This is a genomic window from Streptomyces lushanensis (assembly GCF_001700515.1).
Lineage (GTDB): Bacteria > Actinomycetota > Actinomycetes > Streptomycetales > Streptomycetaceae > Streptomyces > Streptomyces lushanensis.
In genome coordinates this window covers 1-25,144 of sequence record NZ_MAUD01000187.1, presented here as the reverse complement: position 1 = coordinate 25,144, position 25,144 = coordinate 1, and the positions used below count along the sequence as shown (strand labels likewise).

Below are 25,144 nucleotides of genomic sequence, written 5' to 3'. Positions count from 1 at the left end.
CTCCTGGAGCCTGGTGGCGAAGTCCACCTGCCAGGAGCGGTGCCCCAGATAGAGCGCGACCACCACGACGGCGAGCACGCCCGAGGCACCCACCTGCTCGGCCAGCGCGTAGGCGACGAACGGGATCAGCAGCGAGAGGGTGTTCTGGAGCAGGGCCTCCTTGAGATGTGAACGCAGCCAGTGCAGCGGCACCATCAGCAGCAGTCCGACACCGATGCCGCCGAGCGAGGCCAGCGCGAACTCCCCCAGCCCGCCCGCCCAGGTCGCGCCCGCGCCGACCGCCGCGCCCAGCGCCACCTTGAACGCGGTGATCGCGGTGGCGTCGTTCACCAGCGACTCGCCCTGGAGAATGGTGGTGATGCGGTTCGGCAGCCGGAGTCTGCGGGCGATGGCCGTGGCCGCCACCGCGTCCGGCGGCGCGATGACCGCGCCCAGCACCAGGGCGGCGGTGAGCGGCAGATCGGGCACCAGCAGATAGGCGAGCCAGCCCACCGCGACCGTGGCGAAGAGGACATAGCCGACCGAGAGCAGGGCGACGGGTCTGATGTTCGCCCGCAGATCGAGATACGAGCTGTCCACCGCGGCGGTGTGGAGCAGGGGCGGCAGCAGCAGGGGCAGCACGATGTGCGGATCGAGTGTGTAGGTGGGCACGCCGGGCACGTACGAGGCGATCAGTCCCGCCGCCACCAGCAGCAGCGGTGCCGCCACGGGTGTCCTGCGCGCGGCACCGGCGATCGCCGCGCTCCCCGCCACCAGCGCCACCAGGGGCAATACGTCCATCCCACCGTCCTCACACGCGTCGTAACCTGGTCATCATGAGTGAGTGCCCCCATGTTGCGGAACTTCCGCGTCCCGAGCCCGCCCCGCGGGGTGAGACCTGCGCGGAGTGCCTCGCGGTCGGCGGCCACCCGGTCCAGTTGCGGCTCTGCCTCGTCTGCGGGCAGGTCGGATGCTGTGACTCCTCCCCCTACCAGCACGCCACGGCGCACTTCAAGGAAACCGGTCACGCGGTGATGCGGAGCTTCGAACCCGGCGAGAGCTGGCGCTGGTGCTATGCCGACGGTTCGATCGTCTGAGGGCTGGGTACGTCAACCCTCCCCCAGGTGCTCGTAATTGAGCATCGCAGACCTCTAGCCACTTTCTGTGTTCATGTGCTTACCATGAGTGACAGTTGTCGGACGGGGGTCCCCGGCGACACGGCACCACGGAATCGCGATAGCGTCGCCAGTCCAGACCGGCTACGTACCGACTACGTACCGCGAGGCTTCGGGACATCCCCCGTCCCGGAGCCCTGAAGAGCTTGTGCCACCTTGGAGGTGAGGGTGTCCCAGATCGCAGGCGAGCCCGGGACCCAGGACTTCGTGGAAGTCCGGCTGCCCGCTGCGGGTGCCTACCTGTCCGTGCTGCGTACGGCCACGGCCGGCCTCGCGGCGCGCTTGGACTTCACCCTCGACGAGATCGAGGACCTGCGTATCGCGGTGGACGAGGCCTGCGCGATCCTGCTTCAGCAGGCCGTACCGGGCTCCGTTCTGAGCTGCGTCTTCCGCCTTGTCGAGGACGCGCTCGAAGTGACCGTCTCGGCCCCCACCACGGACGGCCGCGCGCCGGAGCGCGACACCTTCGCCTGGACGGTGCTCTCCGCGCTGGCCGGCAAGGTCGACTCGACGGTGGCGGAGGACCGCACGGTCACCATCAGCCTCTACAAACAGCGCGGCGCGGGACCCGGGCCGGCGTGACGAACGAGGAACGGGGACGGTCCGGTGCGTGACGAGGGGCGCATCCCACGGGAACCGCGGGGAGGGCACGAGGCTCCCGAGGAGCTGGTGCTCGCCCCCGCGGGCATCCCGGAGCAGCAGGCCCGTCCCCACCCGGAGGACGGACTTGACGGCCACACGGCCGCGGCGGAGCAGGCGCAGGCAGAGCGGGCGGCCTTTATGAGCGAGCAGCACAACGAGAAGCACCACGATCCACATGACCGCAGCGGTGCGCGGGCGATGTTCGTCGAGCTGCGCGAGCTGCCCGACGGCTCGCCCGAGCGGGCCGCCCTCAGAAACCAGCTCGTACGGATGCATCTGCCGCTGGTCGAGCATCTGGCGAGACGGTTCCGCAACCGCGGCGAGCCGCTGGACGATCTGACACAGGTCGCGACGATCGGCCTGATCAAGTCGGTGGACCGGTTCGATCCGGAGCGCGGTGTCGAGTTCTCGACCTACGCGACACCGACGGTGGTCGGCGAGATCAAGCGGCACTTCCGGGACAAGGGCTGGGCGGTACGGGTGCCGCGCCGGCTCCAGGAGCTCCGGCTCTCCCTGACGACGGCCACGGCCGAACTCTCCCAGCAGCACGGCCGTTCGCCCACGGTCCACGAGCTGGCGGAGCGGCTCGGCATCTCGGAGGAAGAGGTCCTGGAAGGGCTGGAGTCCGCCAACGCGTACTCCACACTGTCGCTGGACGTCCCGGACACGGACGACGAGTCACCGGCGGTGGCGGACACACTGGGCGCGGAGGACGAGGCGCTGGAGGGCGTCGAGTACCGCGAGTCGCTCAAGCCGCTGCTGGAGGATCTGCCGCCGAGAGAGAAGCGGATCCTGCTGCTCCGCTTCTTCGGCAACATGACCCAGTCGCAGATCGCGCAGGAGGTCGGTATCTCGCAGATGCATGTCTCGCGTCTGCTGGCCCGCACCCTGGCGCAGCTCCGTGAACGGCTGCTGGTGGAGGAGTAGAAGGGCGTCACGCGAAGCAGAGAAGCGTTACGTCACGGGAGCCCGGCCGCGCGGGACGCGCTTGCCCGGACGTCGCGGACCGGGCCCGCGGATCAGGCGTCGCGGGCCGGGCCGCGGATGCCGAGCGCTTCCGTGGTGGCCGGGTTGACGATCAGCACCAGACCCGTCACGGCGACCACCGCGAGCGCGATCCCGGCCGGAATCAGCGCGCCCGAGGCCCGCAGCAGTGTCCAGGCGACGGGCAGCGCCATGAGCTGGGTGATCAGCGCCGGGCCCCGGCTCCAGCCACGGCGCAGCAGCAGCCCCCGGGCGGCGAGCAGCGGGATGACACCGAGCACGACCAGCGTGACGCCGCCCGTCTCCGCCTGCTGGGGGCTGTCGGGCCGTCCGAGCACACCCATCACCAGCAGATACACACCGCCGACGACCAGTGCCAGGGCTTCGAGCCCGCAGACGGCGGCTGCCGCGGTCAGTCGCGCGGGACGCGAGGAGGGCGCGGGGGCGGTGGTCTCTTCACTGCTGCTCACCCTTGCAGGGTAACCACAGCCCGTACGGGCGCCCTCCGCCAGGCCGGTACGGCACCCGCGGCGGGCCCGGCCCGTACCCCGGCGGGCCCCGCCGTCCCGGAGAGGACCCTTCCGCGCCCGGCCGGTAATCTGCTGGGCATGCGCGCACTCCTTGTGGTCAATCCGGCAGCAACCACCACCAGTGCGCGCACCCGGGACGTTCTCATGCACGCGCTCGCCAGCGAGATGAAGCTGGAAGCGGTCACCACGGAATACCGTGGACACGCCCGTGACCTGGGCAGACGGGCCGCGGACTCGGACGATGTCGAGCTGGTCGTGGCGCTCGGTGGTGACGGCACGGTCAACGAGGTCGTCAACGGGCTGCTGCACAACGGCCCGGATCCCGACCGGCTGCCGCGGCTCGCGGTGGTGCCCGGCGGCTCGACCAATGTCTTCGCCCGCGCGCTCGGGCTGCCCAATGACGCGGTGGAGGCGACGGGCGCGATCCTGGACGCGCTGGCACTGCGGAGCGAACGTACGGTCGGTCTGGGACTGGCGGCCGGTACACCCGGGACCGAGGACGAGGCGGTGCCGTCCCGCTGGTTCACCTTCTGCGCCGGCTTCGGTTTTGACGCCGGTGTGATCGGACGGGTCGAACAACAGCGTGAGCGCGGAAAGCGTTCCACACACGCTCTTTATGTGCGGCAAGTCGTACGGCAGTTCCTGGAGGAACCGCATCGCAGACAGGGCCTCATCACACTGGAGCGTCCCGGCGCGGATCCGGTCGAGGATCTCGTGCTGTCCATAGTCTGCAACACCGCGCCCTGGACCTACCTGGGCAATCGTCCGCTGTACGCCTCTCCCGAGGCGTCCTTCGACGCGGCCCTGGACATCCTCGGGCTGACCAGATTGTCGACAACCGCGGTGGCCAGATATGCCACGCAATTGCTCACGTCGAGCCCCGACCGGGGCCCTCATGGACGGCACGCGGTGTCTCTCCATGATCTGACCGACTTCACCTTGCATTCCAAGGCACCCCTCCCCCTGCAGATGGACGGCGACCACCTTGGACTGCGTACCAGCGTGACGTTCACAGGCGTACGCCGTGCACTGCGTGTGATTGTGTGAGTGGAAGGGGCCAAAGTCCTTTCACTCGAACGTTTAGGCTGGGATCCACCCCATGGAAGTACGGCTGTGACCTAGTCGACACCGAGGAATCAAAAAAAACTTTTCAGAAGGGGTTGTATCCGCCGCCGAGGTTTGCGAATCTCTACTTGGCGATCGGGACGGCCCGCAACATCGGCCTCCCTGAGAACCGGAACCCCTCCTCATTCCAAGGACCACACCAGTCCATCTGGCGGTCGGCCCTTCCCTTGTCGAGGGATTCGTGAAAGCGTTCACATTCACAAGCAATCTGCACGTAATACCAAGAGAGGTAGCAGCCATGGACTGGCGTCACAACGCCGTTTGCCGCGAGGAAGACCCCGAGCTCTTCTTCCCCATCGGCAACACCGGTCCTGCGCTGCTGCAGATCGAGGAAGCCAAGGCCGTCTGCCGTCGCTGCCCCGTCATGGAGCAGTGCCTGCAGTGGGCGCTCGAGTCCGGCCAGGACTCGGGTGTCTGGGGTGGCCTCAGCGAGGACGAGCGCCGCGCTATGAAGCGCCGCGCCGCTCGCAACCGGGCGCGTAACGCGACCGCCTGAAGCACCCTGCACGAGCCTGAGCCCGGCGGAGCGTACAGCGTGTACGCATAGCCCCGCCCCCGAACCGCAGCGCGCAGTACCCCCGATGCGCATCGCCCAGTGAGCTTCAAGCCGAGCCCCGGACCGACACCACGGTCCGGGGCTCGCCGCTGTTCGCACCGGCCGACCGACTGCCCGTCAACTCGCCGCCGCTCGCACCACCCTTACGGACAGTTCTCGTACGGCTACTTCTGCGGCTCCACCGGAATGTCCAGTACGACGCGCGTACCGCGCACCGGCGCCGGCACCATGTCGAAACCGCCGCCCAACTCGCCCTCCACCAAAGTCCGTACGATCTGGAGCCCGAGATTGCCGGCCCGTCGCGGATCGAATCCCTCGGGCAGACCGCGTCCGTCGTCCTGGACGGTGATCAGCAGCCGGCCGTCCGAACGCGGGCCGTCACCGCGCTTCTTGCTGAGCCGGCCGCCGTGCGCGCCGCTGCGGACCACCGAGACATCGACCCGGCCCTGCTCGCCCGGCGCGAAGGCGTGTTCCAGGGCGTTCTGGAGGATCTCGGTGAGCACCATCGAGAGCGGGGTGGCCACCTCGGCGTCGAGAATGCCGAACCGGCCGGTGCGGCGGCAGACGATCGTGCCCGGCGAGATCTCGGAGACCATCGCCAGCACCCGGTCGGCGATCTCGTCGAACTCCACCCGCTCGTCCAGATTCTGGGACAGCGTCTCATGCACGATCGCGATCGAACCGACGCGCCGTACGGCCTCGTCCAGGGCCTCCCGGCCCTGCGGCGAATCCATGCGCCGGGCCTGGAGGCGCAGCAGCGCCGCGACGGTCTGGAGGTTGTTCTTCACCCGGTGGTGGATCTCCCGGATGGTGGCGTCCTTGGTGATCAACTCACGCTCGCGGCGCCGGAGTTCGGTGACGTCCCGGAGCAGCACCAGCGAGCCGATCCGGGTGCCCTTGGGCTTGAGCGGGATCGCGCGGAGCTGGATGACACCCCCGCTGCCCTCGACCTCGGTCTCCCTGGGCGCGTAGCCGCTGGCGAGCCGGACCATCGCCTCGTCCACCGGGCCGCGGGCGGGGGCCAGTTCGTCGGTGGTCCTGCCGAGGTGATGGCCGACCAGATCGGAGGCGAGTCCCAGCCGGTGGTACGCGGAGAGGGCGTTGGGGCTCGCGTACTGGACGACTCCCTCGGCGTCGAGCCGGATCAGTCCGTCGCCCACGCGCGGCGAGGCGTCCATGTCGACCTGCTGGCCCGGAAAGGGAAAGGATCCGGCGGCGATCATCTGGGCCAGGTCGGAGGCGGACTGGAGATAGGTCAGCTCCAGCCGGCTGGGCGTGCGGACGGTGAGCAGATTCGTGTTGCGCGCGATGACTCCGAGGACCCGGCCCTCACGCCGTACGGGGATGGACTCGACCCGTACCGGCACCTCCTCACGCCACTCCGGATCGCCCTCCCTGACGATGCGCCCCTCGTCCAGCGCGGCGTCCAGCAGCGGTCTGCGGCCCCGGGGCACGAGATGGCCGACCATGTCGTCCTGGTAGGAGGTGGGGCCGGTGTTGGGCCGCATCTGGGCGACGGACACATAGCGGGTGCCGTCCCGGGTGGGCACCCAGAGGACCAGATCGGCGAAGGAGAGGTCGGAGAGGAGCTGCCACTCCGAGACCAGCAGATGCAGCCACTCGAGGTCGGACTCACTGAGGGCTGTGTGCTGTCGTACGAGGTCGTTCATGGAGGGCACACAGGCGAGCGTACCCGCGCGGCGCGAACCGGGACGCACCATGGTCTGTCGCGAACGGCCGCGGGGAAATAGGCTCGGCGTACGCATGGACAGCGAAGAATGGTCTAGTCCACAATGACGCAATAGAGCCTCCACTCTCCCCGCACAGGAGGGTGGACCGAGGTGCCGGCGCTCTCTGCCCTGACTGCGGCGGAACCTCTCCCACGGCCGGACGGGACCGCACACCCGTCGGCCGAGCAACTCCGGGCTGCGGTGCCGGACGGGTTGAGGGTCCCGTCGCGGCGCCGCGGCCCGCGGGTGAGGGGGCCGTCAGCGCCCTCGGCGCCCGCAGTGGCCCCGGTGCCGTCAGCTGTCAGCCATCGGCCTCCAGTGCCGTCGGCGCTCTCAGTGGGTGCGTGTGACCTTCGCGAGAGCCCTCGGGGCGTCCGGGTCCTGGCCCCGGGCGATGGTGATCTCGTACGCCAGGAGCTGGAGCGGCAGAATCTCCAGGACCGGCTGGAGCTCCTCCACGACGCCGTCCACGGGGAGCGCGAAGCCCGCAGACGCCGTCTCGGCCTCCGCCCGCGGACCGACCACGAACAGATCGGCGCCCCGGCCGCGCAGCCGTTCCAGCACCGGCCGCAGGGCCTGACCGCCCCTGCCGTCGGGGACGACGGCGATCACCGGCGAGATGTTGTCGACCATCGCCAGCGGGCCGTGCAGCAGATCCGCGCCGGAGTACGCGAGCGCGGGGATGTAGCTGGTCTCCATCAGCTTCAGGGCCGCCTCCTTGGCCGTCGGATAGCCGTAGCCCCGGGATGTGATGACCATCCGTTCGGCGAAGCGGTACCGGGAGGCGAGCGTCCGTACCTCGTCACGGCGGGCGAGGATCCGCTCGGCGAGACCGGGCAGGACACCGGCCGCCGCGCCGTCACCGCCGCCGAGTCCCTCGACAAAGAGATAGAGCGAGAGCAGCGAGGCCGTGTACGTCTTGGTGGCGGGGAGCGCGCGCTCGGGGCCCGCCAGAATGTCGACATGGAACTCGGCCACGGCGGCCAGTGGTGAGTCCGGGCTGTTGGTGACCGCGAGCGTGACCGCGCCGGCGTCCCGGGCCGCCCGGGTGGAGGCCACCAGATCCGGCGAGCCGCCCGACTGGCTGACGGTGACGACCAGCACATCGGTGAGGTCCGGCCTGGCGCCGTACGCCGTCGTGGTGGACATGGACGCCAGACCGCAGGGCAGACCGCGCCGGATCTCCAGCAGATACTTCGCGTAGAGCGCCGCGTTGTCCGACGTACCGCGGGCGGTGAGCAGGACGAAGCGCGGGCTCCTCGCCGCGACCGCCGCCGCCACCTCACGGATCCGGGGCGCGCCGTCGCGCAGGACGCGCCGGAGCACCGCGGGCTGTTCCGCGATCTCGCCGGACATGATCCGGCCCGGCGGCTCGCCCTCTGCGCGCTCCCCGGGCTCCCCGGGCCCCTCGGGCCCCTCGGGCGAGAACACGGCTGACATGGCGGTTTCTCCCCTTCCCCAAGGATTTCGCGCGGGCCCGGCACGGGCTTCCGCCAGCCCAGTCGACCACGGAGGCCCAGGACCCCGCCAGCCGATACGCACCACCCGGAGCTGTTCCGGAGGCCCTCCGTCCGGCATGGCGGCTCTGCTAGATTGGTCTATACCACATCGGACACACCATCAGATCGGCAGGCCCAGCGTGGAAGTTGTCATCGTCCAGGACGCGACGGCAGGCGGCGAACTCATCGCGGAGAGCATCGCCGCCCTGCTGCGCCGCAAGCGCGACGCCCTGCTGGGCGTTGCCACCGGTTCGAGCCCCCTGCCCATCTACCAGGCCCTGGCGGCCAAGGTCCGCTCCGGCGACGTGGACGCCTCGGCCGCGCGGATCGCCCAGCTCGACGAGTACGTGGGACTGCCCGCCGGCCATGCCGAGTCGTACCGCTCGGTCGTGCTGCGCGAGGTGGTCGAGCCGCTGGGCCTGCCGGAGAGCGCCTTCATGGGCCCGGACGGCGGCGCCGAGGACGTCCAGGCGGCGTGCGAGGCGTACGACCGCGCGCTCGCCGAGGCCGGCGGCGTGGATCTCCAGCTCCTCGGCATCGGCACGGACGGGCACATAGGCTTCAACGAGCCCTGCTCCTCGCTGGTCTCGCGCACCCGGATCAAGACGCTCACCCGCCAGACGCGGGCGGACAACGCGCGCTTCTTCGACAGCCCCGAGGAGGTGCCGCACCACGTCATCACCCAGGGCATCGGCACGATCCTGGAGGCCCGCCACCTGGTGCTGCTCGCCACCGGCGAGGGCAAGGCCGAGGCGGTGGCCCAGGCCGTCGAGGGCCCGCTCGCCGCGGTGGTGCCGGCCTCGGCGCTCCAGCTCCACGCGCACGCCACGGTCGTCGTGGACGAGGCCGCCGCGTCGAAGCTGAAGCTGGCCGACTACTTCCGTGACACCTTCGCGGCGAAGCCGGAGTGGCAGGGCATCTGATCCGCCTGCGCCGACCGGTGGACACGACGGTGCCGGGCCGCCCCGTGAGGGGTGGCCCGGCACCGTCACCTCCGTCGCGGCCGGGTCGTGGTCACCGGCGGCGACAGTCCTCCCGGCCCTGTCCCGGCCGGCGTCAGTCCTCCCGGCCCGCGATGACCTCCGCGGCGGCCTGTCCGCACACCCGTGCGGCGCCGTAGGTCGCGATGTGCAGGGCTCCCCTGGGCTCCGCCTCGTTCAGCCCCATCTCCACCACGACCGTCCCCGGACGGGCGGCGAGCAGGGCGTCCAGGGCGTCCGCCATCCAGGCGTGCCGGTGGACATCGCGTACGACGGCGACGACCGTACGGTCACCCGCCGCCGCGAGCACGCGTGCGACCAGCGCGTCCGTACCCGTGCCCGCGACACCGGCGCCGCTGTAGGAAACCGTCTCCGTACCGGGAAGCAGCCGCCCCAGCTCCGCCGCGACACCCCACGGCGTCTCGTCCCCTACGGCGATGTTCGCGACGGGGGTGAGGGCGGCGACGAACGGCGCGCTGTCGAGCGGCTTCGCCGTTCCCGTCACACGCAGCGCGCGCCGGGCCGCCACCAGTCCGATCGCGGTGCCGGGCGCGGTCCCCTCCTGTGAATCCGCGCCCGGCTCCGAAGCCCCCCCGACCCCTCTGCTCCGAAGCGTCCAGTCGGCGAGACCGCGCACTCGCGCGGCGGCGTCGGCCAGTCGCTCCTCGGGCAGATCACCGCCGCGTACGGCCGCGACCAGGGCGTCGCGCAGCCGCAGAACGGTGTCCTCGTCCGCCAGGCCGCCGCCGACACAGATGGCGTCGGCGCCCGCGGCGATCGCGAGGACGGAGCCGCGCTCGATTCCGTACGTCGCGGCGATGGCCTGCATCTCCATGCCGTCGGTGACGATCAGGCCCTCGAAGCCCAGTTCCTCGCGCAGCAGTCCGGTGAGGATCTGCGGGCTGAGGGTCGCCGGGCGGTTCGGGTCGAGCGCGGGAAGCAGGATATGCGCGCTCATGACGCATTTGGAACCCGAGGCGATCGCCGCGCGGAAAGGCAGCAGGTCACGGGCGTGCACTGTGTCCAGGTCCACATCGATACGCGGCATCGCGTGGTGCGAGTCGACGGCGGTGTCGCCATGGCCGGGGAAGTGCTTGGTGCAGGCGGCGACACCGACGCTCTGGAGGCCCTCGACATACGCGGCGGTGTGCCGGGCCACCAGCGCCGGATCGGCGCCGAAGGAGCGCACTCCGATCACCGGATTGTCACGGTTGGAGTTGACGTCGGCGGACGGCGCCCAGTTGAGATTGACCCCGCACTCGGCGAGCCTGCGGCCCAGCTCCTGGGCGACGGCCCGGGTCAGCGCGGTGTCGTCGACGGCGCCGAGCGCGTGGTTTCCCGGGAAGGAGGAGCCGTGCCTGACCTCCAGCCGGGTGACATCGCCGCCCTCCTCGTCGATCGCGACGAGGACGTCGTCCCGTACGGCCCGCAGCTGCGCGGTGAGCGCGGCGAGCTGGTCCGGCGAGGTGATGTTGCGGCCGAAGAGACCGACGGAGGTGAGGCCCTCCTCGATGCGCCGCAGCAGCCAGGGCGGCGCGGTGGTGCCGAGGAAACCGGGCTGGAGGACGGCGAGGGCGTCGCGGGTCAGGGTGTCCGTATCACTTACGAGCGTGGTCATCGGCGGATCAACCCTTCACTGCGCCGGACGTGAGGCCGGTCGCCATGTACTTCTGGACGAGAAGGAAGAAGGCCACGACCGGGATGGCGATCAGGGTCGAGGCGGCCATCAGGGCTCCGTAGTCGATGCCGCGCGAGGTGGTGAAGTTCATCAGCCACACGTTGAGCGTGTACTTGTCGTTGTCCTGGAGGACGACATAGGCGAGCAGGTACTCGTTCCACGCCGTGATCAGGGAGAAGATCGCCGCGGCGGCGAGGCCGGGGGCGAGCAGCGGGAACGTCACCCGCCAGAAGGCGCCCATCCGGCTGCATCCGTCCACCATCGCGGACTCCTCCAGCTCCGGCGGGATGTTGATCACGAAGCCGCGGATCATCCAGGTCGCGAAGGGCAGCGTGGAGACGAGATAGATGACGATGACGCCCCAGTACTCGTTCAGCCCGCCCAGGTCGTTGAGCTGGATGTAGATGGGGATCAGCATCGCCGTCGGCGGCAGGAGCTGGACGGCGAGCAGCACGATCATGAAGAACTTGCGGCCGCGGAACCGGAACCGGGCGATGGCGAAGGCCGCGATGGTGGCGAGGAGCATCCCGCCGAGGACCGCGACACCGCAGATGATCAGACTGGACTGGATGGCGGTGCCGAAGTTCGGCTGGTTCACCGCCCGCTGGAAGTTGTCGAAGGTGAGCGAGGAGGGCCAGAGGGTCTGGTCGTAGCTGCGGATCTCGTGATTGGGCCGCAGCGAGCTGATGATCAGCCAGTAGACCGGGAAGGCCATGACGACGAAGACGGCCAGACCGGCGATGTTGTAGCCGATCCGGTTCTTCTTGCGGTCCTGGCGCAGGACCTGGGCACGGTCCTCGGGGCCGGTCCCCGAGCCCGTCCGGTCGGTGGCCCTGGAGCCGGCCTGGGTGGTGGAGGCGCTCATTCGACCTCTCCGATCTTGAGCAGCTGGCGCAGGTAGTACACAGCGACGCCGGAGAGCAGCAGGACCGTGATCAGGGAGATGGCCGCGCCCTGGCTGAACGAGTTGGACTCGAATGCCTTCTCGAACGAGTAGATGCCGAGAACCGTGTACTCCGGTTCCGGCTTGTTGCCGCGGATCAGGAAGATCTGGCCGAAGACATTGAAGTCCCACAGTACGGACAGTGTGGCCACCATCTGGAAGACGGGCTTGATGACCGGCCAGGTGACATAGCGGAAGACTCCCGCCACACCGGCTCCGTCGAGGGCCGCCGCCTCCTCCAGTTCCCTGGGGACCTGGGTCAGCGCCGCGTAGAGCGTGACGGAGACGAACGGGACGGCGCCCCAGACGACGACCGCGCCGATGATCACAAAGCCCTGCACCGGGTCGAGGAACCAGTTGTGGCCCTGGGCGTCCACGCCCAGGTACTTGGAGAGCACCATGTTCAGCACGCCGTAGTCGGAGTCGGCGAACCAGCGGAAGATGGAGGTCGCCACCAGCAGCGGCATCGACCAGGCGGCGATCAGCGCCGCGGTCAGGAGCAGCCGTACCCAGGTGTCCATGCGCTGCATCAGCATGGCGATGCCGAGGCCGATGGCCATGGTGGCCACCACACAGACGACCATGAAGATGACGGTCCGCCAGACGACGGACCAGAACTCGCCGTCGCCGAGGATATTGGTGAACTGCTCGAAGCCCACCCAGGGAGCGGCCTCCCCGGTCCACAGTTCGCGCCGGCCGACATCCTGGAAGGACATGATGACCGTCTTGACCAGCGGCCAGGCGAAGACGGCGGCGATCGCGACGAACGCGGGTGCTATCAGAAGGTACGGCAGCAGCGCGCCCGCGGTGCGGCGCGGTCTGCGCGGCACGCCCCGGGGCGGCTGAGCACCGCTGCCTTCGGTGACCCGCGCGACGGTTACCGGCGGATCGGCTGCTTTCATGTCGGCGGCACTCACTGTGCTTGCCTCCCGTTCGGACCTGGTACCGGAGGACGGGGGGCGGCGGAACCCTCGCGGGCCCGCCACCCCCCGTAGGCGATCAACTGGGTCCAGCCTCAACCGGTCCGGTGTTCCGGAGGGTTCGGACCCAGGGAGTCCGGGATCAGGACTCTTCGTTGATCAGCTGGTCGATCTCCGCGTCGGCCGCCTTCGTGGCCTCCGCTACCGACTTGCCCTTGATGATGTCGAGCAGCATGACCTCGAGCGTTTCCTTCTTCTCGATGGCCGTCCAGCCCGGGGCGATCGGCGTGAACCAGGCGTCGGGGACGGCGTTGGCGATCGGCGCGGTCTCCGGCTTCGCCTTCAGCGGCTCGAGCTGCTTGGTGTTGTTCGGCAGGATGTTCTTGGAGGCGAGGACCTCCTGCGACTTGGCGCTGGTGAACGCCGCGATCCACTCCTCGCCGAGGTCCTGGACCTTGGACTTGGATATGGTCGCGAGGTCGGAGCCGCCGATGAAGGACGGCAGGGCCTTGCCGTCGGGGCCGGGCATACCGGCCGTACCGATCTTGTCCTTCAGCTTCGGGTTGCCGTTCGCCGCCGAGTCCACGACGCTGCCGGCCTCCCAGCCGTTGCCGTAGAGAAGCGCGGTCTTCTCGTTGGCCATGACGTTGGCGTGGTCCGCCTCGTCCTTGGTCTTGTCGCCGTGGTTGTACTTGTTCACCAGGTCGACGAAGTGCTGGATGCCCTTCTGGGCCTCGGGGGTGGAGAGGCTCGCCTTCCACTCCTTCGCGGTCTCGTCGTACGTGGCCACCTTGCCGCCGTACGCCGCGACGTACGACATCGCCGCGTACCAGTAGCGGCCCGGCAGGTAGAGCGGCGAGAACGCCTTGTCCTTGCCGTACTTGGCGCCGACCTTGTCGAGGGCCTTGGTCAGGTCCGCCTCGGTGGTGGGCAGCACGTCCGAGCCGGTGGCGGCCTTGAACATGTCCTTGTTGTAGATCGCCACACGGGCGCCCGCGTAGTAAGGGACACAGAACTGCTTGCCCTCGAAGGCGCAGGTGTCCTTCAGACCCTTGATCCAGGTGTCCGAGTTCTCGTACTTCGCCGGGTCGATCTCACCGAGCGCGCCGTTGAGGATGTACGTCATCGTCTCGGTGTTGCCCAGCTCGACGACGTCCGGGTACTTGTCGCCCGCGAGCGCCGCGTCGAGCTTCTTGGCCTTGTCCGCCCACTGCTGGTACTGGACCTTGACCGTGACATTCGGGTACTTCGCCTTGAACTGGTCGTTGACGTCCTTGACCAGCTCGGGCCAGGTGCTCTGCGCGTCCGACATGAGCCAGACGGTCAGCGTCTCCTTACGGTCCTTGGGATCCTTCGACGCCGTGCTGTCGTCCGAGCCACACGCGGCAATACCGACCATCATGCCCGCGACGCCGACCGTCGCGATGAGCTTGCGCTTCACGCCACCCTCCTCAGGGATGCCTGCAACCCCTGCCCACCGCGAAGACCGCGAAGACTTACGACGAGTACTGCTGGGGCTGGGACCTGGTCTTTAATGGTTTAGACCAGTACGGGGAGCTTGGCCTAGACCTTTAGGGGTGTCAAGGGTGTATAAGAAGGGCAGTCGTGTCCGTTATCGGACCGACACCTGAGGGAGGGCGACGACCCGTGGCCGGACCGTGCCACCATGTGAGCCGCGACAGACGGAGGAGCCGGTGACGGCAGCAGCGCAGGAGTCGGGAAGGCAGGCCATGGCCGCGGACGGGGGCGGAAACGTCACGGAGACGGACAACGGAGTCCCCACCCGTACGGCACGTGTGCCTAAGTATTACCGCCTGAAGCGGCACTTGCTGGATATGACGGAAACTCTTCCGCCCGGCACGCCGGTGCCTCCGGAGCGCACACTCGCCGCCGAGTTCGACACCTCACGCACCACCGTGCGCCAGGCGCTCCAGGAACTGGTGGTCGAGGGCCGGCTCGAACGGATCCAGGGCAAGGGCACCTTCGTCGCCAAGCCCAAGGTCTCCCAGGCCCTCCAGCTCACCTCGTACACCGAGGACATGCGGGCGCAGGGCCTGGAGCCGACGTCCCAGCTGCTGGACATCGGCTATGTCACCGCCGATGACACCCTGGCCGGGCTGCTCGACATCACCACGGGCGGACGCGTCCTGCGTATCGAGCGGCTGCGGCTGGCCAGTGGTGAGCCGATGGCCATCGAGACCACGCACCTGTCGGCCAAGCGCTTTCCCGCCCTGCGCCGCTCCCTCGTCAAGTACACCTCTCTCTACACGGCGTTGGCCGAGGTGTACGACGTACATCTCGCCGAGGCCGAGGAGACGATCGAGACCTCGCTGGCCACACCGCGCGAGGCCGGGCTGCTCGGCACGGATGTCGGCCTGCCGATGCTGATGCTCTCGCGGCACTCGCTGGACGCCGCCGGTGAGCCGGTGGAGTGGGTGCGCTCGGTCTACCGCGGCGACCGCTACAAGTTCGTGGCACGGCTGAAGCGCCCCGCCCGCTGAGAAGCGGCGCACGACCGGACATACGGTCAGGAACCGGGCCCCCGGGCCCGGTTCCTCCATGTCTCCCTCGCCCGCGGCCACCGGTCCTTCGCGTCCGAACCTACCCCCGGCTGATGCCCTTGCCGTAGATTTCCTGCGCACTCGTCAATGGCGATCAGTGAGGGGACAGATCCGCTGTGTCAGATGTCCAGGAAGAGAAGCCGCCCACACCCACGACACGACCGCCGACGGTCACTCCCTTACGGGTGGTGGTGGCGCTCTGTCTTCTCGCGCCCTTCGTGGCGCTGCTCTGGGTGAACTCCTACGCGAGGACCGATCCGGCCTTCATCGGCATCCCGTTCTTCTACTGGTACCAGATGGCCTGGGTGCTGATCTCGTCGGCGCTGACCATGACCGCCTATCAGCTCTGGCAGCGTGACCAGCGCGCCCGCGGCGCCGGCCGTGACCGCGGCGCCCGCGAGGGAGGTGTGTCGCGATGACCGACGGCGTGAACGGTGTCGCGCTCACCGTCTTCATCCTCTTCTTCCTGGCCGTCACGGTCATGGGCTTCCTCGCCACGCGCTGGCGCAAGGCCGAGAACGAGCACAGCCTGGACGAATGGGGCCTCGGCGGCCGGTCGTTCGGCACCTGGGTCACCTGGTTCCTGCTCGGCGGCGACCTCTACACGGCGTACACCTTCGTGGCCGTCCCGGCGGCGGTCTACGCGGCGGGCGCGGCCGGCTTCTTCGCCGTGCCGTACACCGTTCTGATCTATCCGCTGGTCTTCACCTTCCTGCCCCGGCTGTGGTCCGTGTCGCACAAGCACGGATACATCACCACCTCGGACTTCGTCCGGGGACGCTTCGGCTCCAAGGGCCTCTCGCTGGCGGTCGCCGTCACCGGCATCCTCGCGACCATGCCGTACATCGCGCTCCAACTCGTCGGTATCCAGGCGGTGCTGGACGTGATGGGCGTCGGCGGCGACGAAGGCACCCACTGGTTCGTCAAGGACCTCCCGCTGCTGATCGCCTTCGGTGTGCTCGCCGCGTACACCTACTCCTCCGGGCTGCGCGCGCCCGCGCTGATCGCCTTCGTCAAGGACACCCTGATCTATCTGGTGATCGCGGTGGCGATCATCTACATCCCGATCAAGCTGGGCGGCTTCGACGACGTCTTCGCCAAGGCGGGCGAGGCGTTCGCACAGCCCAGTCCCGCGACCGGCGCGCCGCGTGGCGCGCTCGTACCCGGCGACGCCGGGCAGTGGGGCTACGCGACGCTGGCACTCGGTTCCGCGCTCGCGCTCTTCATGTATCCGCACTCCATCACGGCGACGCTCTCCAGCAGGAGCCGCGATGTGATCCGCCGCAACACCACGATCCTGCCGCTGTATTCGCTGATGCTGGGGCTGCTGGCGCTGCTCGGTTTCATGGCGATCGCCGCCGGGATCAAGGTCGACAACGGACAGCTCGCGATCCCGCAGCTCTTCGAGACCATGTTCCCCGACTGGTTCGCGGGCGTGGCCTTCGCCGCCATCGGTATCGGCGCGCTGGTGCCGGCCGCGATCATGTCCATCGCGGCGGCCAATCTCTTCACCCGCAACATCTACAAGGACTTCATCAAGCCGGACGCGACACCGGCCCAGGAGACCAAGGTCTCGAAGATCGTCTCGCTGCTGGTGAAGGTGGGCGCGCTGGTCTTCGTCCTCTCCATGGACAAGACGGTGGCGATCAACTTCCAGCTCCTGGGCGGGATCTGGATCCTCCAGACGATGCCGGCACTGGTCGGGGGGCTCTTCACCCGCTGGTTCCACCGCTGGGCTCTGCTCGTGGGCTGGGGCGTGGGCATGGTGTACGGCACGGCCGCGGCGTACGGCGTCGCGAGCCCCACGCAGAAGCACTTCGGCGGTTCGTCGGCGGAGATCCCGGGGATCGGCGAGATCGGCTACATCGGTCTGACCGCGTTCGTCCTGAACGTGGTGGTGACGGTGGCGCTCACCTTCGTCATGCGGGCACTCAAGGCGCCCGAGGGCGTGGACGAGACCGGCCCGTCCGACTACACGGCGGACGCGGGCGACCCGGACGTACGGGTGGAACTGCCGACGGCGACATCCGGCGACCCGGATCCGGTGCGCTGAGGCCTTCCCCCACGGCGTGTGACGCGCGAACGGGCCGCCGCGGCCTCCTCATGGGAGGCCGCGGCGGCCCGTTCCGCCGTCGCCGGCGCATCCGACAACGATGGCCGAATCAGCACACGACACTACATCTGGGGGGTGGCATGGCGACCGGCTACCAGATGTATGCTCGACCTCGCTGTCGACGCAGGGGAATCCGGTGTGAATCCGGAACTGTCCCGCAACGGTGTGCTGTGGCGTGCTTTGTCATGCCCAGGAGTCCGAACACCTGCCGACGGTGCGTCCGGTTCGACCGATCCGGGCGCCGAGACGTCCGGGCCTCGCGGATGGGCCGGTGGACGCCGTACTCCGCGCTGCCCCGGGAAGGGCCGTACGGCTGTACGCGCCCCCCGTTTCCCCCGCGACCGGCCCGGAGCCGAGCGAGGGAGAGCACCACGTGACCATCGCGCCAGCCGAACCGGCCTCAGCCGCCCCGTCAGCGGTCACCCCACAGACGGCGGACGGTCCCGGGACCGCGTTGCTGCGGACCTTGACGGAACTGACCGCCGATCTGCCCGACACCGACCCCGGCAGAGTCGCCGCCGCCGCGCTGCGCGGCCGCAACGCCTCGTCGAACGCGGCCGAACTGCGCGGGCTCGCCACCGAGGCCGCGGCCGGGCTGATCTCCGAGGACCCGGCGTACTCCCGGCTCGCCGCCCGGCTGCTCACCCGCGCCATCGCCGACGAGGCCGCGGGCCAGGGCGCGGTGTCGTTCTCGGCGTCGGTCGCGACCGGCCACCGCGAGGGCCTGATCGCCGATCGCACGGCCGCCTTCGTCACGCGCCACTCCGGCCGGCTCGACCGGCTGATCGATCCGGCCGCCGACGACCTCTTCGGCTACTTCGGACTGCGTACGCTCCACAGCCGCTATCTGCTCCGCCATCCGCTGACCCGTCAGGTGATCGAGACACCGCAGCACTTCCTGCTGCGCGTGGCGTCCGGCCTCGCCGAGGACGAGAGCCCGACGGCGCTGGAGGAGGTCGCCGCGCTGTACCGGCTGATGAGCCGGCTGGAGTATCTGCCGTCCTCGCCGACGCTCTTCAACTCCGGTACCCGCCATCCCCAGATGTCCTCCTGCTATCTGCTGGACTCCCCGCGTGACGAGCTGGACTCCATCTACGACCGGTACCACCAGGTGGCGAGGCTCTCCAAGCACGCGGGAGGCATCGGCCTCTCGTACTCCCGCATCCGCTCGCGCGGTTCACTGATCCGCGGCACCAACGGGCACTCCAACGGCATCGTCCCGTTCCTGCGCACGCTCGACTCCTCGGTCGCGGCGGTCAACCAGGGCGGCCGGCGCAAGGGCGCGGCCTGTGTCTATCTGGAGACCTGGCACGCGGATCTGGAGGAGTTCCTCGAACTGCGCGACAACACCGGTGAGGAAGCCCGGCGTACGCACAATCTGAATCTCGCGCACTGGATCCCCGACGAGTTCATGCGCCGCGTCGAGGCGGACGGCGAGTGGTCGCTCTTCTCGCCCGTCGACGTACCGGAACTGGTCGATCTGTGGGGTGACGGGTTCGACGCGGCGTACCGGGCCGCGGAGGCGGCGGGCCTGGCCCGCAGGAGCCTTCCGGCACGGGAGCTGTACGGCAGGATGATGCGTACGCTCGCCCAGACCGGCAACGGCTGGATGACCTTCAAGGACGCCTCGAACCGTACGGCCAACCAGACCGCCGAGCCCGGCAGTGTCGTCCACTCCTCCAATCTCTGCACGGAGATCCTGGAGGTGACCGACGACGGCGAGACAGCGGTCTGCAACCTCGGCTCGGTCAATCTCGGCGCCTTCGTGCGGGAGCCCGGGGAGACCGACGGCGGGGACACCGGGATCGACGGCAGGATCGACTGGGAGCGGCTCGACGAGACCGTCCGTACGGCCGTGACCTTCCTCGACCGAGTGGTGGACATCAACTACTACCCGACCGAGCAGGCCGCGAACTCGAACGCGAAGTGGCGTCCGGTGGGCCTGGGCGTGATGGGCCTCCAGGACGTCTTCTTCACGTTGCGGCTGCCCTTCGACTCGCCCGAGGCCGCCGCGCTCTCCACCAGGATCGCCGAACGGATCATGCTCGCCGCGTACGAGGCGTCCTGCGGCCTCGCCGAGCGCCACGGTCCGCTTCCCGCCTGGTCCCGTACGCGCGCGGCCCGTGGCGTACTGCACCCGGACCACTACGGCGTCGAGCCGGCCTGGCCGGAGCGCTGGGCGGCACTGCGCGCCCGTGTCGCCGCGACCGGTATGCGCAACTCGCTGCTCCTGGCGATCGCGCCGACGGCGACCATCGCCTCGATCGCCGGTGTGTACGAGTGCATCGAGCCGCAGGTCTCCAATCTCTTCAAGCGCGAGACACTCTCGGGCGAGTTCCTCCAGGTCAACTCGTATCTGGTGGCGGATCTCAAGCGGCTGGGCGTCTGGGACGCGCGCACGCGCGAGGCGCTGCGCGAGTCCAACGGCTCGGTGGCGGAATTCCGCTGGATCCCGGCGGAGATCCGCGATCTGTACCGCACGGCGTGGGAGATCCCGCAGCGCGGACTGATCGACATGGCGGCGGCGCGTACGCCGTTCCTGGACCAGAGCCAGTCGCTGAACCTGTTCCTGGAGACGCCGACCATCGGGAAGCTGAGCTCGATGTACGCGTACGCCTGGAAGAAGGGCCTCAAGACGACGTACTACCTGCGCTCGCGCCCGGCGACGAGGATCGCGAGAGCGGCGGGCCGGTCCGTCGTCCCCGTGCAGGCGCCGCCGACGGAGGCCGTCGCCTGCTCCCTGGAGAACCCCGAGTCCTGCGAGGCGTGCCAGTGACGACCACCGAGACCAAGAACCTCCTGGACCCGGGCTTCGAGCTGACGCTGAGGCCCATGCGCTACCCGGACTTCTACGAGCGCTACCGCGACGCGATCAAGAACACCTGGACGGTGGAGGAGGTCGATCTGCACTCCGATGTCGCCGACCTCGCCAGACTCTCGCCCGCCGAGCAGCACATGATCGGCCGGCTGGTCGCGTTCTTCGCGACGGGCGACTCGATCGTGGCGAACAATCTGGTGCTGACGCTCTACCGGCACATCAACTCGCCCGAGGCCCGGCTCTATCTCTCGCGCCAGCTCTTCGAGGAGGCCGTGCACGTCCAGTTCTATCTGACGCTGCTCGACACCTATCTCCCCGATCCGGCCGACCGCGCGGCGGCCTTCGCGGCGGTGGAGAACATCCCGTCGATCCGCGAGAAGGCGCGGTTCTGCTTCCGGTGGATGGACTCGGTCGAGACGATCGACCGGCTGGAGTCCCGTTCCGACCGCCGTCGTTTCCTGCTCAACCTGATCTGCTTCGCGGCCTGTATCGAGGGACTGTTCTTCTACGGCGCGTTCGCCTACGTCTACTGGTTCCGCTCCCGGGGCCTGCTGCACGGTCTGGCCACCGGCACCAACTGGGTGTTCCGCGACGAGACGATGCACATGAACTTCGCCTTCGAGGTGGTGGACACGGTCCGCAAGGAGGAGCCGGAGCTGTTCGACGACGACCTCCGGCGGCAGGTCACGGACATGCTGAAGGAGGCCGTCGAGGCGGAGCTGCAATTCGGCCGCGACCTGTGCGGCGAGGGACTGCCGGGCATGAACACCGAGTCGATGCGCGCCTATCTGGAGTGCGTCGCCGACCAGCGCCTCCAGCGCCTGGGCTTCGCGCCGGTGTACGGCACGGAGAACCCGTTCTCCTTCATGGAACTCCAGGGCGTCCAGGAGCTGACGAACTTCTTCGAGCGCCGCCCGTCGGCGTACCAGGTCGCGGTGGAGGGCACGGTCGGCTTCGACGACGACTTCTGACCGATCCGCCGGACAGGGCCTGATCCGCCGGACAGGGCCTAACCGCGCGTGTTCCCCGAGCGGGTGTGGAGGGTGCGGGCGACCCTGGGGCCCAGCCAGCGCTTCAGCTTCCGCAGGGGTTCCAGCTGCTCCGCCGCTCTGTCGATGCGGTAGTAGAGCTGGGGCGGGATGTGCGGGAGCAGAGGCGAGTGGCGCTGGCCCAGGAGGGCGAACATGTGGGCCGGGGCCAGGTTGATGTAGCGGGGGAGGTTCTCGTACCACTGGGCGCTGTAGCGGGCGGCGCTCTGGACCGGAAGGAGGGCGGATTTGCGTTCGCGCTCGTAGCGGGCGAGGGCGGGGCGGAGGTCCTGATCGCCGCGCAGGGCGTCGGCGAGGGCGATGGCGTCCTCCAGCGCGAGGGTGGTGCCCGCGCCGATGGAGTAGTGCGTGGTGTGCGCGGCGTCGCCGAGCAGGACGAGGTTGCCCCGGTACCAGGTCCGGTTGGTGAGCGTACGGAAGGTGAGCCACTGCGCGCTGCCGTCGGTGTGCGACCGGCCGATCAGCCGGTGGCCGTCCAGCGGTCCGGCGAAGAGCCGCTCCAGCAGGGCCAGGCCCTCGGCCTCGCTCGCCCGGTGCAGGCCGAGCCCCTGCCAGGTGGCCGGTGAGCACTCGACGATGCAGGTGCTGTGCTCCGCGCTGAACCCGTAGCCGTAGCACCAGATCCAGCCGTGCCCGGTCTCCACGAAGGCGAAGGTGAAGGAGTCGAAGACCTTGGTGGTGCCGAGCCAGATGTACATGTTCCGGCCGGCCGAGGACTCGGTGCCGAAGTGGTCGGCGTGGCGTTCGCGCAGCCCGCTGCCCACGCCGTCGCAGGCGACGACCAGATCGGCCTCGGGCGGCTCGGCCGCGCCGTCGACCGTGTGCTCGAACTCCAGCCGTACGCCGAGCGATCCGGCCCGGTCGGCGAGGAGGTCGAGCAGTCCGCGGCGGCCGATGCCGAAGCCCTCGTCGCCGTGGTGGACGGTCGTACGGTCCCGGACGTGCGCGGTCCCGTCGCTCCAGCGGACCGAGTTCTCGCTGATGGCGCGCGCGGACTCGGGATCGTGACGGCGGAGCTTCTCGATGAGGCCGCCCCAGTAGGTCACGCCCCAGCCGTATGTCGACCCGGCCGGGTTCCGCTCGTAGACGGTGATGTCATGGGACGGGTCCTGCCGCTTCATCAGGATCGAGAAGTACAGGCCGGCGGGCCCGCCACCGACGCAGGCGACCTTCACACGCACTCCCTCAGTGACGCAAAGTGATGGATTCGCGACGAAGGGTAGCAGCAGGGATGTGCGGTCGGGTACGCTCCCCGCCCGCCGCGGCGACGCCGAACACATACCCGTGTACGCGCCGGGGCCCCACGCACACCGCGTGGGGCCCCGTACCGTCCGGACCGGCCGACCCGGATGTCTCAGATGCCGCAGCTCGGCGCCGACCAGAAGCGGCTCGGCCGGTGGTCGACATGGGCGTGGTCGTTGTGGTCCGGGTAGCCCGGGCCGAGGATCCCGTTGAAGCCGTGGTTGCGCGCCGTCTGGGCCAGGGTGCACAGGGAGTGCGGTCCCGAGCCGAGGTCGGCGGCGTCACCGTAGAGATGGCGGCTGCTCGACGCCCCGCCGACCGAGCTGTTGCATGCCTGGGAGCGGAAGCCGCTGGTGACCCGGACGGGCTGGTCGCCGAGCGCGTGCCGGAGCGCCTCCAGCTTCCACATGGTGCGCAGGGCGTTCGACTTGGCGGTGGCCGCGTCGACCGCGCCGCCCGCCCAGGTGGTGTTGCAGGTGTTCAGTTCGGCGTAGCTGAAGTGGATCGGGGTGCAGTCGTCGTCCTGGAGAGAGTAGATCTTGTTGAAGGTGGCGGGGCCCGCGACTCCGTCGGCCGCCAGCCCGTACGCCGACTGGAAGCGCTTGACGGCCGCCGCGGTAGCCGGTCCGAAGTCACCGTCGACGGCGAGCACACCGCCGCTGCCCGGGTAGCCGGCGACCCGGATCTGGAGCTGGGTGACATCGGCGCCGGACGTTCCCTGGGAGAGGGTGCGGGACCAGGTGTAACAGCCGTCGGCGTGCGCCGTACCGGCCGTGACGAGCGAACCGGCCCAGGCGAAGGACATGGCCATGACAAAGCTGAGCAGAAGTCTCGCCGTACGTCGGAGCATTGGGTCTCCTCGTGAGAGCGGTGGTGGGGCTGTGATGTACGGAGAGACTGGCGCACGGGTCGACGCGCGTCAACCGGGCTCCCCCCGGGCGCGGCCGGAACGGCCGGGACCCGGTTCACGGGTGTCGGACCCGAACCGGGCACCGCCGTCACGGTGTTCCGCGCGAGGCCCGACAACCGCCGGAACCCGCCGGGGACGGCGGACGCACCGGACCCGCCGACACCCGCCGGCGGGGAAGAGGGCGCGGGGCAGGGCGCGTCAGTCGTTGGGCACGATCTCGTAGCGCGGTGTGTTCTCCTCCATCTGCCGCAGCGCGTCCTTGCGGTCGCGCTTCGAGAGCCGGTCGATGTACAGACGGCCGTAGAGATGGTCGGTCTCGTGCTGGAGGCAGCGCGCGAAGTAGCCCGTGCCGCGCACCGTGATCGGCCTGCCCTGGGCGTCCTGGCCGCGCACCACCGCGTAGTCGGGGCGTGCGAGCGACGCGTACGCCGTCGGCACGGAGAGGCAGCCCTCGTTGGAGTCGTCCAGATGCCGCTGCTCCGGCGGCAGTTCCTCCAGCACCGGGTTGCACACGGCGCCGACGTGCCGTACGCCGTCGTCGTCCGGGCAGTCGTAGACGAAGACCTTGAGGTCCACCCCGATCTGGTTCGCGGCGAGGCCCACGCCCTCGGCCGTGCGCTGGCTCGCGAACATGTCGTCGATCAGCGCGGCGAGCGAGTCGTCGAACTCCGTGACGTCCCGGCACTCCCGGTGCAGCACGGGATTGCCCACGACGGTGATCGGACGGGACGTACCCCGCTCACGGTGCGCCAGCTCGCGCGCCTCGGCGTCCTCCGTGTCCGCGACGAACCCGTCCTCCCGCTCCGCCGCGGAGGCCCCACTGTCGATCCGCTGGTCCGTCTCCTGCTGCGCCATGTCCGCAGTACGCCTTCCTCGGTACCCGATGCTGCCCGCACGATCCGCGCGCTGTGCGCGATGTGCCCGTACAGCCTAAGGGCACCTTTCCCCCGGCATCAGCGCTCTGTGGACATCCGCCGTCCATGGACGTCCGAGCCTGTGGACATCCGTCCACCCGCCCGGGGAACGCCGTATGATGCCCGGCCCTCCCGGCCCGGCTCCCGGGCTCCGGGCCTCCCGCGCTCCCCGCCTCCCGCGCTCCCGGCCCGGCTCCCGGCGGGCCGGACCGCCGTGCCTCAGCAGACCTCTTCGAGGTCGCGCCACTCGCGTGTGTCCGGGCTGTCGGCGACCCAGCCGTCGAGCAGCCCGCGCACCAGTCCCGGCGGCGCCGCGATCCCGCACTCGCGCTCCGGCGCCCACAGCTCCCCCGCCGTACGGTGGCCCAGCGGTCCCGGGTGGCCCGGCTCGCTGTGATCGTGCGGATCGAGATGCTCGCCGTCGCCCTCGGCGCTCGGCATCCGGCTCTCCGAACAGGCCCGGCACAGCAGCCGTACCGAGGACGACCAGTCCTCCGCGGCGAATCCGGCGTCGGCGGCCAGCCGCTCCAGCGCGTCCCTGTCGTCCTCGGTCGCCGCCTCCAGCAGCACCACCCAGGTCGGCACGGGCGAGGGCGCCCACAGCTCGATCTCGTCGAAGACGGGATAGGCGCGGGTGGCGCCGTCCGGTCCGGCGGCCGTCGTGCGCTCGCCGTTCGGTACGCCGTCGTGCAGCACGACCTCGCCCCAGCGGCGGCCCGACGAGGGCAGCGGGATCGACAGGACCTCGATCCTGGCCGGATCGAGCCTGCGGCCCCAGACGACCTCGGCCTCGCCC

22 protein-coding genes, 1 pseudogene and 1 riboswitch are annotated in these 25,144 nt (G+C 69.6%); of the genes and pseudogenes, 11 read left to right on the top strand and 12 right to left on the bottom strand.

All coding sequences use genetic code 11. The features are described 5' to 3' along the window. On the bottom strand, window positions 1-780 hold a 780-nt coding region (locus tag BFF77_RS16850), incomplete at its 3' end, for a cation:proton antiporter domain-containing protein (protein WP_211280254.1). A 35-nt stretch (window positions 781-815) separates the two neighbouring features. On the opposite strand from BFF77_RS16850, the gene BFF77_RS16845 reads away from it, so the two are divergent. The 3 genes from BFF77_RS16845 (at window position 816) to BFF77_RS16835 (ending at window position 2,723) form a co-directional block, all read left to right on the top strand. Further along, entirely contained in the window at window positions 816-1,076 is a 261-nt protein-coding gene (locus tag BFF77_RS16845; RefSeq protein ID WP_066950070.1) for a UBP-type zinc finger domain-containing protein, read from the top strand. A 246-nt stretch (window positions 1,077-1,322) separates the two neighbouring features. After that, the gene (locus BFF77_RS16840) at window positions 1,323-1,736 is read left to right on the top strand and encodes an ATP-binding protein (RefSeq protein ID WP_066950067.1); all 414 of its coding nucleotides are present in this window, start codon (window positions 1,323-1,325) and stop codon (window positions 1,734-1,736) included. 42 nt (window positions 1,737-1,778) lie between these two features. Beyond that, complete coding sequence (locus BFF77_RS16835) at window positions 1,779-2,723, top strand: RNA polymerase sigma factor SigF (protein WP_066950079.1); 945 nt, start codon at window positions 1,779-1,781, stop codon at window positions 2,721-2,723. A 92-nt stretch (window positions 2,724-2,815) separates the two neighbouring features. Here BFF77_RS16835 and BFF77_RS16830 read toward each other — a convergent pair whose 3' ends face one another. Next, complete coding sequence (locus BFF77_RS16830; protein ID WP_211280253.1) at window positions 2,816-3,250, bottom strand: hypothetical protein; 435 nt, start codon at window positions 3,248-3,250, stop codon at window positions 2,816-2,818. Between the two features lie 138 nt (window positions 3,251-3,388). Here BFF77_RS16830 and BFF77_RS16825 point away from each other — a divergent pair, with 138 nt between their 5' ends. Both BFF77_RS16825 and BFF77_RS16820 read left to right on the top strand, forming a co-directional pair. Further along, the gene (locus tag BFF77_RS16825; protein WP_066950063.1) at window positions 3,389-4,357 is read left to right on the top strand and encodes a diacylglycerol/lipid kinase family protein; all 969 of its coding nucleotides are present in this window, start codon (window positions 3,389-3,391) and stop codon (window positions 4,355-4,357) included. Window positions 4,358-4,673: 316 nt separating this feature from the next. Then, window positions 4,674-4,931, top strand: a complete 258-nt coding sequence (locus BFF77_RS16820) for a WhiB family transcriptional regulator (RefSeq protein ID WP_004937597.1) — start codon at window positions 4,674-4,676, stop codon at window positions 4,929-4,931. Window positions 4,932-5,155: 224 nt separating this feature from the next. Here BFF77_RS16820 and BFF77_RS16815 read toward each other — a convergent pair whose 3' ends face one another. Together BFF77_RS16815 and BFF77_RS16810 are read right to left on the bottom strand one after the other, a co-directional pair. Then, window positions 5,156-6,661 carry a sensor histidine kinase gene (locus BFF77_RS16815; protein ID WP_107422173.1) on the bottom strand — a complete coding sequence of 502 codons (1,506 nt, stop codon included), beginning with the start codon at window positions 6,659-6,661 and terminating at the stop codon, window positions 5,156-5,158. 393 nt (window positions 6,662-7,054) lie between these two features. Further along, on the bottom strand, window positions 7,055-8,161 hold the full coding sequence (locus BFF77_RS16810; protein ID WP_066950056.1) for an SIS domain-containing protein: 1,107 nt from the start codon (window positions 8,159-8,161) through the stop codon (window positions 7,055-7,057). A 199-nt stretch (window positions 8,162-8,360) separates the two neighbouring features. Between BFF77_RS16810 and BFF77_RS16805 the strand changes: the two genes are divergently transcribed. After that, window positions 8,361-9,143: a glucosamine-6-phosphate deaminase gene (locus tag BFF77_RS16805; protein WP_066950053.1), complete on the top strand. Its 783-nt coding sequence runs from the start codon at window positions 8,361-8,363 to the stop codon at window positions 9,141-9,143. 133 nt (window positions 9,144-9,276) lie between these two features. Here the strand turns inward: BFF77_RS16805 and BFF77_RS16800 are convergent, their stop codons facing one another. The 4 genes from BFF77_RS16800 to BFF77_RS16785 all read right to left on the bottom strand — a co-directional run bounded on the left by BFF77_RS16800 (window position 9,277) and on the right by BFF77_RS16785 (window position 14,182). Beyond that, entirely contained in the window at window positions 9,277-10,818 is a 1,542-nt protein-coding gene (locus BFF77_RS16800) for a glycoside hydrolase family 3 protein (RefSeq protein ID WP_066950051.1), read from the bottom strand. A 7-nt stretch (window positions 10,819-10,825) separates the two neighbouring features. Next, window positions 10,826-11,743 (bottom strand): carbohydrate ABC transporter permease, encoded by a 918-nt coding sequence (locus BFF77_RS16795; protein ID WP_079125223.1) that lies wholly within the window; start codon window positions 11,741-11,743, stop codon window positions 10,826-10,828. Continuing rightward, window positions 11,740-12,723 carry a carbohydrate ABC transporter permease gene (locus BFF77_RS16790; protein WP_079125222.1) on the bottom strand — a complete coding sequence of 328 codons (984 nt, stop codon included), beginning with the start codon at window positions 12,721-12,723 and terminating at the stop codon, window positions 11,740-11,742. Before BFF77_RS16790 ends, BFF77_RS16795 begins: the two co-directional genes overlap by 4 nt. A 160-nt stretch (window positions 12,724-12,883) precedes the next feature. Continuing rightward, on the bottom strand, window positions 12,884-14,182 hold the full coding sequence (locus tag BFF77_RS16785) for a sugar ABC transporter substrate-binding protein (protein WP_066950044.1): 1,299 nt from the start codon (window positions 14,180-14,182) through the stop codon (window positions 12,884-12,886). 289 nt (window positions 14,183-14,471) lie between these two features. Between BFF77_RS16785 and BFF77_RS16780 the strand changes: the two genes are divergently transcribed. The 5 genes from BFF77_RS16780 (at window position 14,472) to BFF77_RS16760 (ending at window position 21,204) form a co-directional block, all read left to right on the top strand. Continuing rightward, on the top strand, window positions 14,472-15,242 hold the full coding sequence (locus BFF77_RS16780) for a GntR family transcriptional regulator (RefSeq protein ID WP_066950041.1): 771 nt from the start codon (window positions 14,472-14,474) through the stop codon (window positions 15,240-15,242). A gap of 176 nt (window positions 15,243-15,418) precedes the next feature. Continuing rightward, the gene (locus BFF77_RS16775) at window positions 15,419-15,721 is read left to right on the top strand and encodes a DUF3311 domain-containing protein (RefSeq protein ID WP_079125221.1); all 303 of its coding nucleotides are present in this window, start codon (window positions 15,419-15,421) and stop codon (window positions 15,719-15,721) included. Further along, the gene (mctP, locus tag BFF77_RS16770; RefSeq protein WP_066950034.1) at window positions 15,718-17,355 is read left to right on the top strand and encodes a monocarboxylate uptake permease MctP; all 1,638 of its coding nucleotides are present in this window, start codon (window positions 15,718-15,720) and stop codon (window positions 17,353-17,355) included. Before BFF77_RS16775 ends, mctP begins: the two co-directional genes overlap by 4 nt. Window positions 17,356-17,500: 145 nt before the next feature. Beyond that, window positions 17,501-17,642, top strand: a riboswitch (cobalamin riboswitch). A gap of 146 nt (window positions 17,643-17,788) precedes the next feature. Next, window positions 17,789-20,191 carry a ribonucleoside-diphosphate reductase subunit alpha gene (locus BFF77_RS16765; protein ID WP_066950032.1) on the top strand — a complete coding sequence of 801 codons (2,403 nt, stop codon included), beginning with the start codon at window positions 17,789-17,791 and terminating at the stop codon, window positions 20,189-20,191. Between the two features lie 56 nt (window positions 20,192-20,247). Continuing rightward, window positions 20,248-21,204, top strand: a complete 957-nt coding sequence (locus BFF77_RS16760; protein ID WP_245703557.1) for a ribonucleotide-diphosphate reductase subunit beta — start codon at window positions 20,248-20,250, stop codon at window positions 21,202-21,204. A gap of 38 nt (window positions 21,205-21,242) precedes the next feature. On the opposite strand, the gene BFF77_RS16755 is transcribed toward BFF77_RS16760, so the two are convergent. From BFF77_RS16755 to BFF77_RS16740, 4 genes and pseudogenes are all read right to left on the bottom strand, one after another. Continuing rightward, window positions 21,243-22,457, bottom strand: a complete 1,215-nt coding sequence (locus BFF77_RS16755; protein WP_211280251.1) for an FAD-dependent monooxygenase — start codon at window positions 22,455-22,457, stop codon at window positions 21,243-21,245. Window positions 22,458-22,636: 179 nt separating this feature from the next. Then, a complete protein-coding gene (locus tag BFF77_RS16750) occupies window positions 22,637-23,374 on the bottom strand; it encodes a D-Ala-D-Ala carboxypeptidase family metallohydrolase (protein WP_066950023.1) in 738 nt (245 codons plus the stop codon). Window positions 23,375-23,632: 258 nt separating this feature from the next. Then, window positions 23,633-24,289 (bottom strand): peptide deformylase, encoded by a 657-nt coding sequence (gene def / locus BFF77_RS16745; protein WP_066950020.1) that lies wholly within the window; start codon window positions 24,287-24,289, stop codon window positions 23,633-23,635. A gap of 278 nt (window positions 24,290-24,567) precedes the next feature. Continuing rightward, window positions 24,568-25,144, bottom strand: a pseudogene (locus BFF77_RS16740) (hypothetical protein); the annotation flags it as partial.

Bases quoted from the DNA above. Each gene is read 5' to 3' on its own strand.
- BFF77_RS16810 (WP_066950056.1), bottom strand. From the start codon at position 8,161: ATGTCAGCCGTGTTCTCGCCCGAGGGGCCCGAGGGGCCCGGGGAGCCC.
- BFF77_RS16790 (WP_079125222.1), bottom strand. From the start codon at position 12,723: ATGAAAGCAGCCGATCCGCCGGTAACCGTCGCGCGGGTCACCGAAGGC.
- BFF77_RS16795 (WP_079125223.1), bottom strand. From the start codon at position 11,743: ATGAGCGCCTCCACCACCCAGGCCGGCTCCAGGGCCACCGACCGGACG.
- BFF77_RS16820 (WP_004937597.1), top strand. From the start codon at position 4,674: ATGGACTGGCGTCACAACGCCGTTTGCCGCGAGGAAGACCCCGAGCTC.
- BFF77_RS16750 (WP_066950023.1), bottom strand. From the start codon at position 23,374: ATGCTCCGACGTACGGCGAGACTTCTGCTCAGCTTTGTCATGGCCATG.
- BFF77_RS16780 (WP_066950041.1), top strand. From the start codon at position 14,472: ATGGCCGCGGACGGGGGCGGAAACGTCACGGAGACGGACAACGGAGTC.
- mctP (WP_066950034.1), top strand. From the start codon at position 15,718: ATGACCGACGGCGTGAACGGTGTCGCGCTCACCGTCTTCATCCTCTTC.
- BFF77_RS16800 (WP_066950051.1), bottom strand. From the start codon at position 10,818: ATGACCACGCTCGTAAGTGATACGGACACCCTGACCCGCGACGCCCTC.
- def (WP_066950020.1), bottom strand. From the start codon at position 24,289: ATGGCGCAGCAGGAGACGGACCAGCGGATCGACAGTGGGGCCTCCGCG.
- BFF77_RS16760 (WP_245703557.1), top strand. From the start codon at position 20,248: ATGCGCTACCCGGACTTCTACGAGCGCTACCGCGACGCGATCAAGAAC.
- BFF77_RS16825 (WP_066950063.1), top strand. From the start codon at position 3,389: ATGCGCGCACTCCTTGTGGTCAATCCGGCAGCAACCACCACCAGTGCG.
- BFF77_RS16815 (WP_107422173.1), bottom strand. From the start codon at position 6,661: ATGAACGACCTCGTACGACAGCACACAGCCCTCAGTGAGTCCGACCTC.
- BFF77_RS16845 (WP_066950070.1), top strand. From the start codon at position 816: ATGAGTGAGTGCCCCCATGTTGCGGAACTTCCGCGTCCCGAGCCCGCC.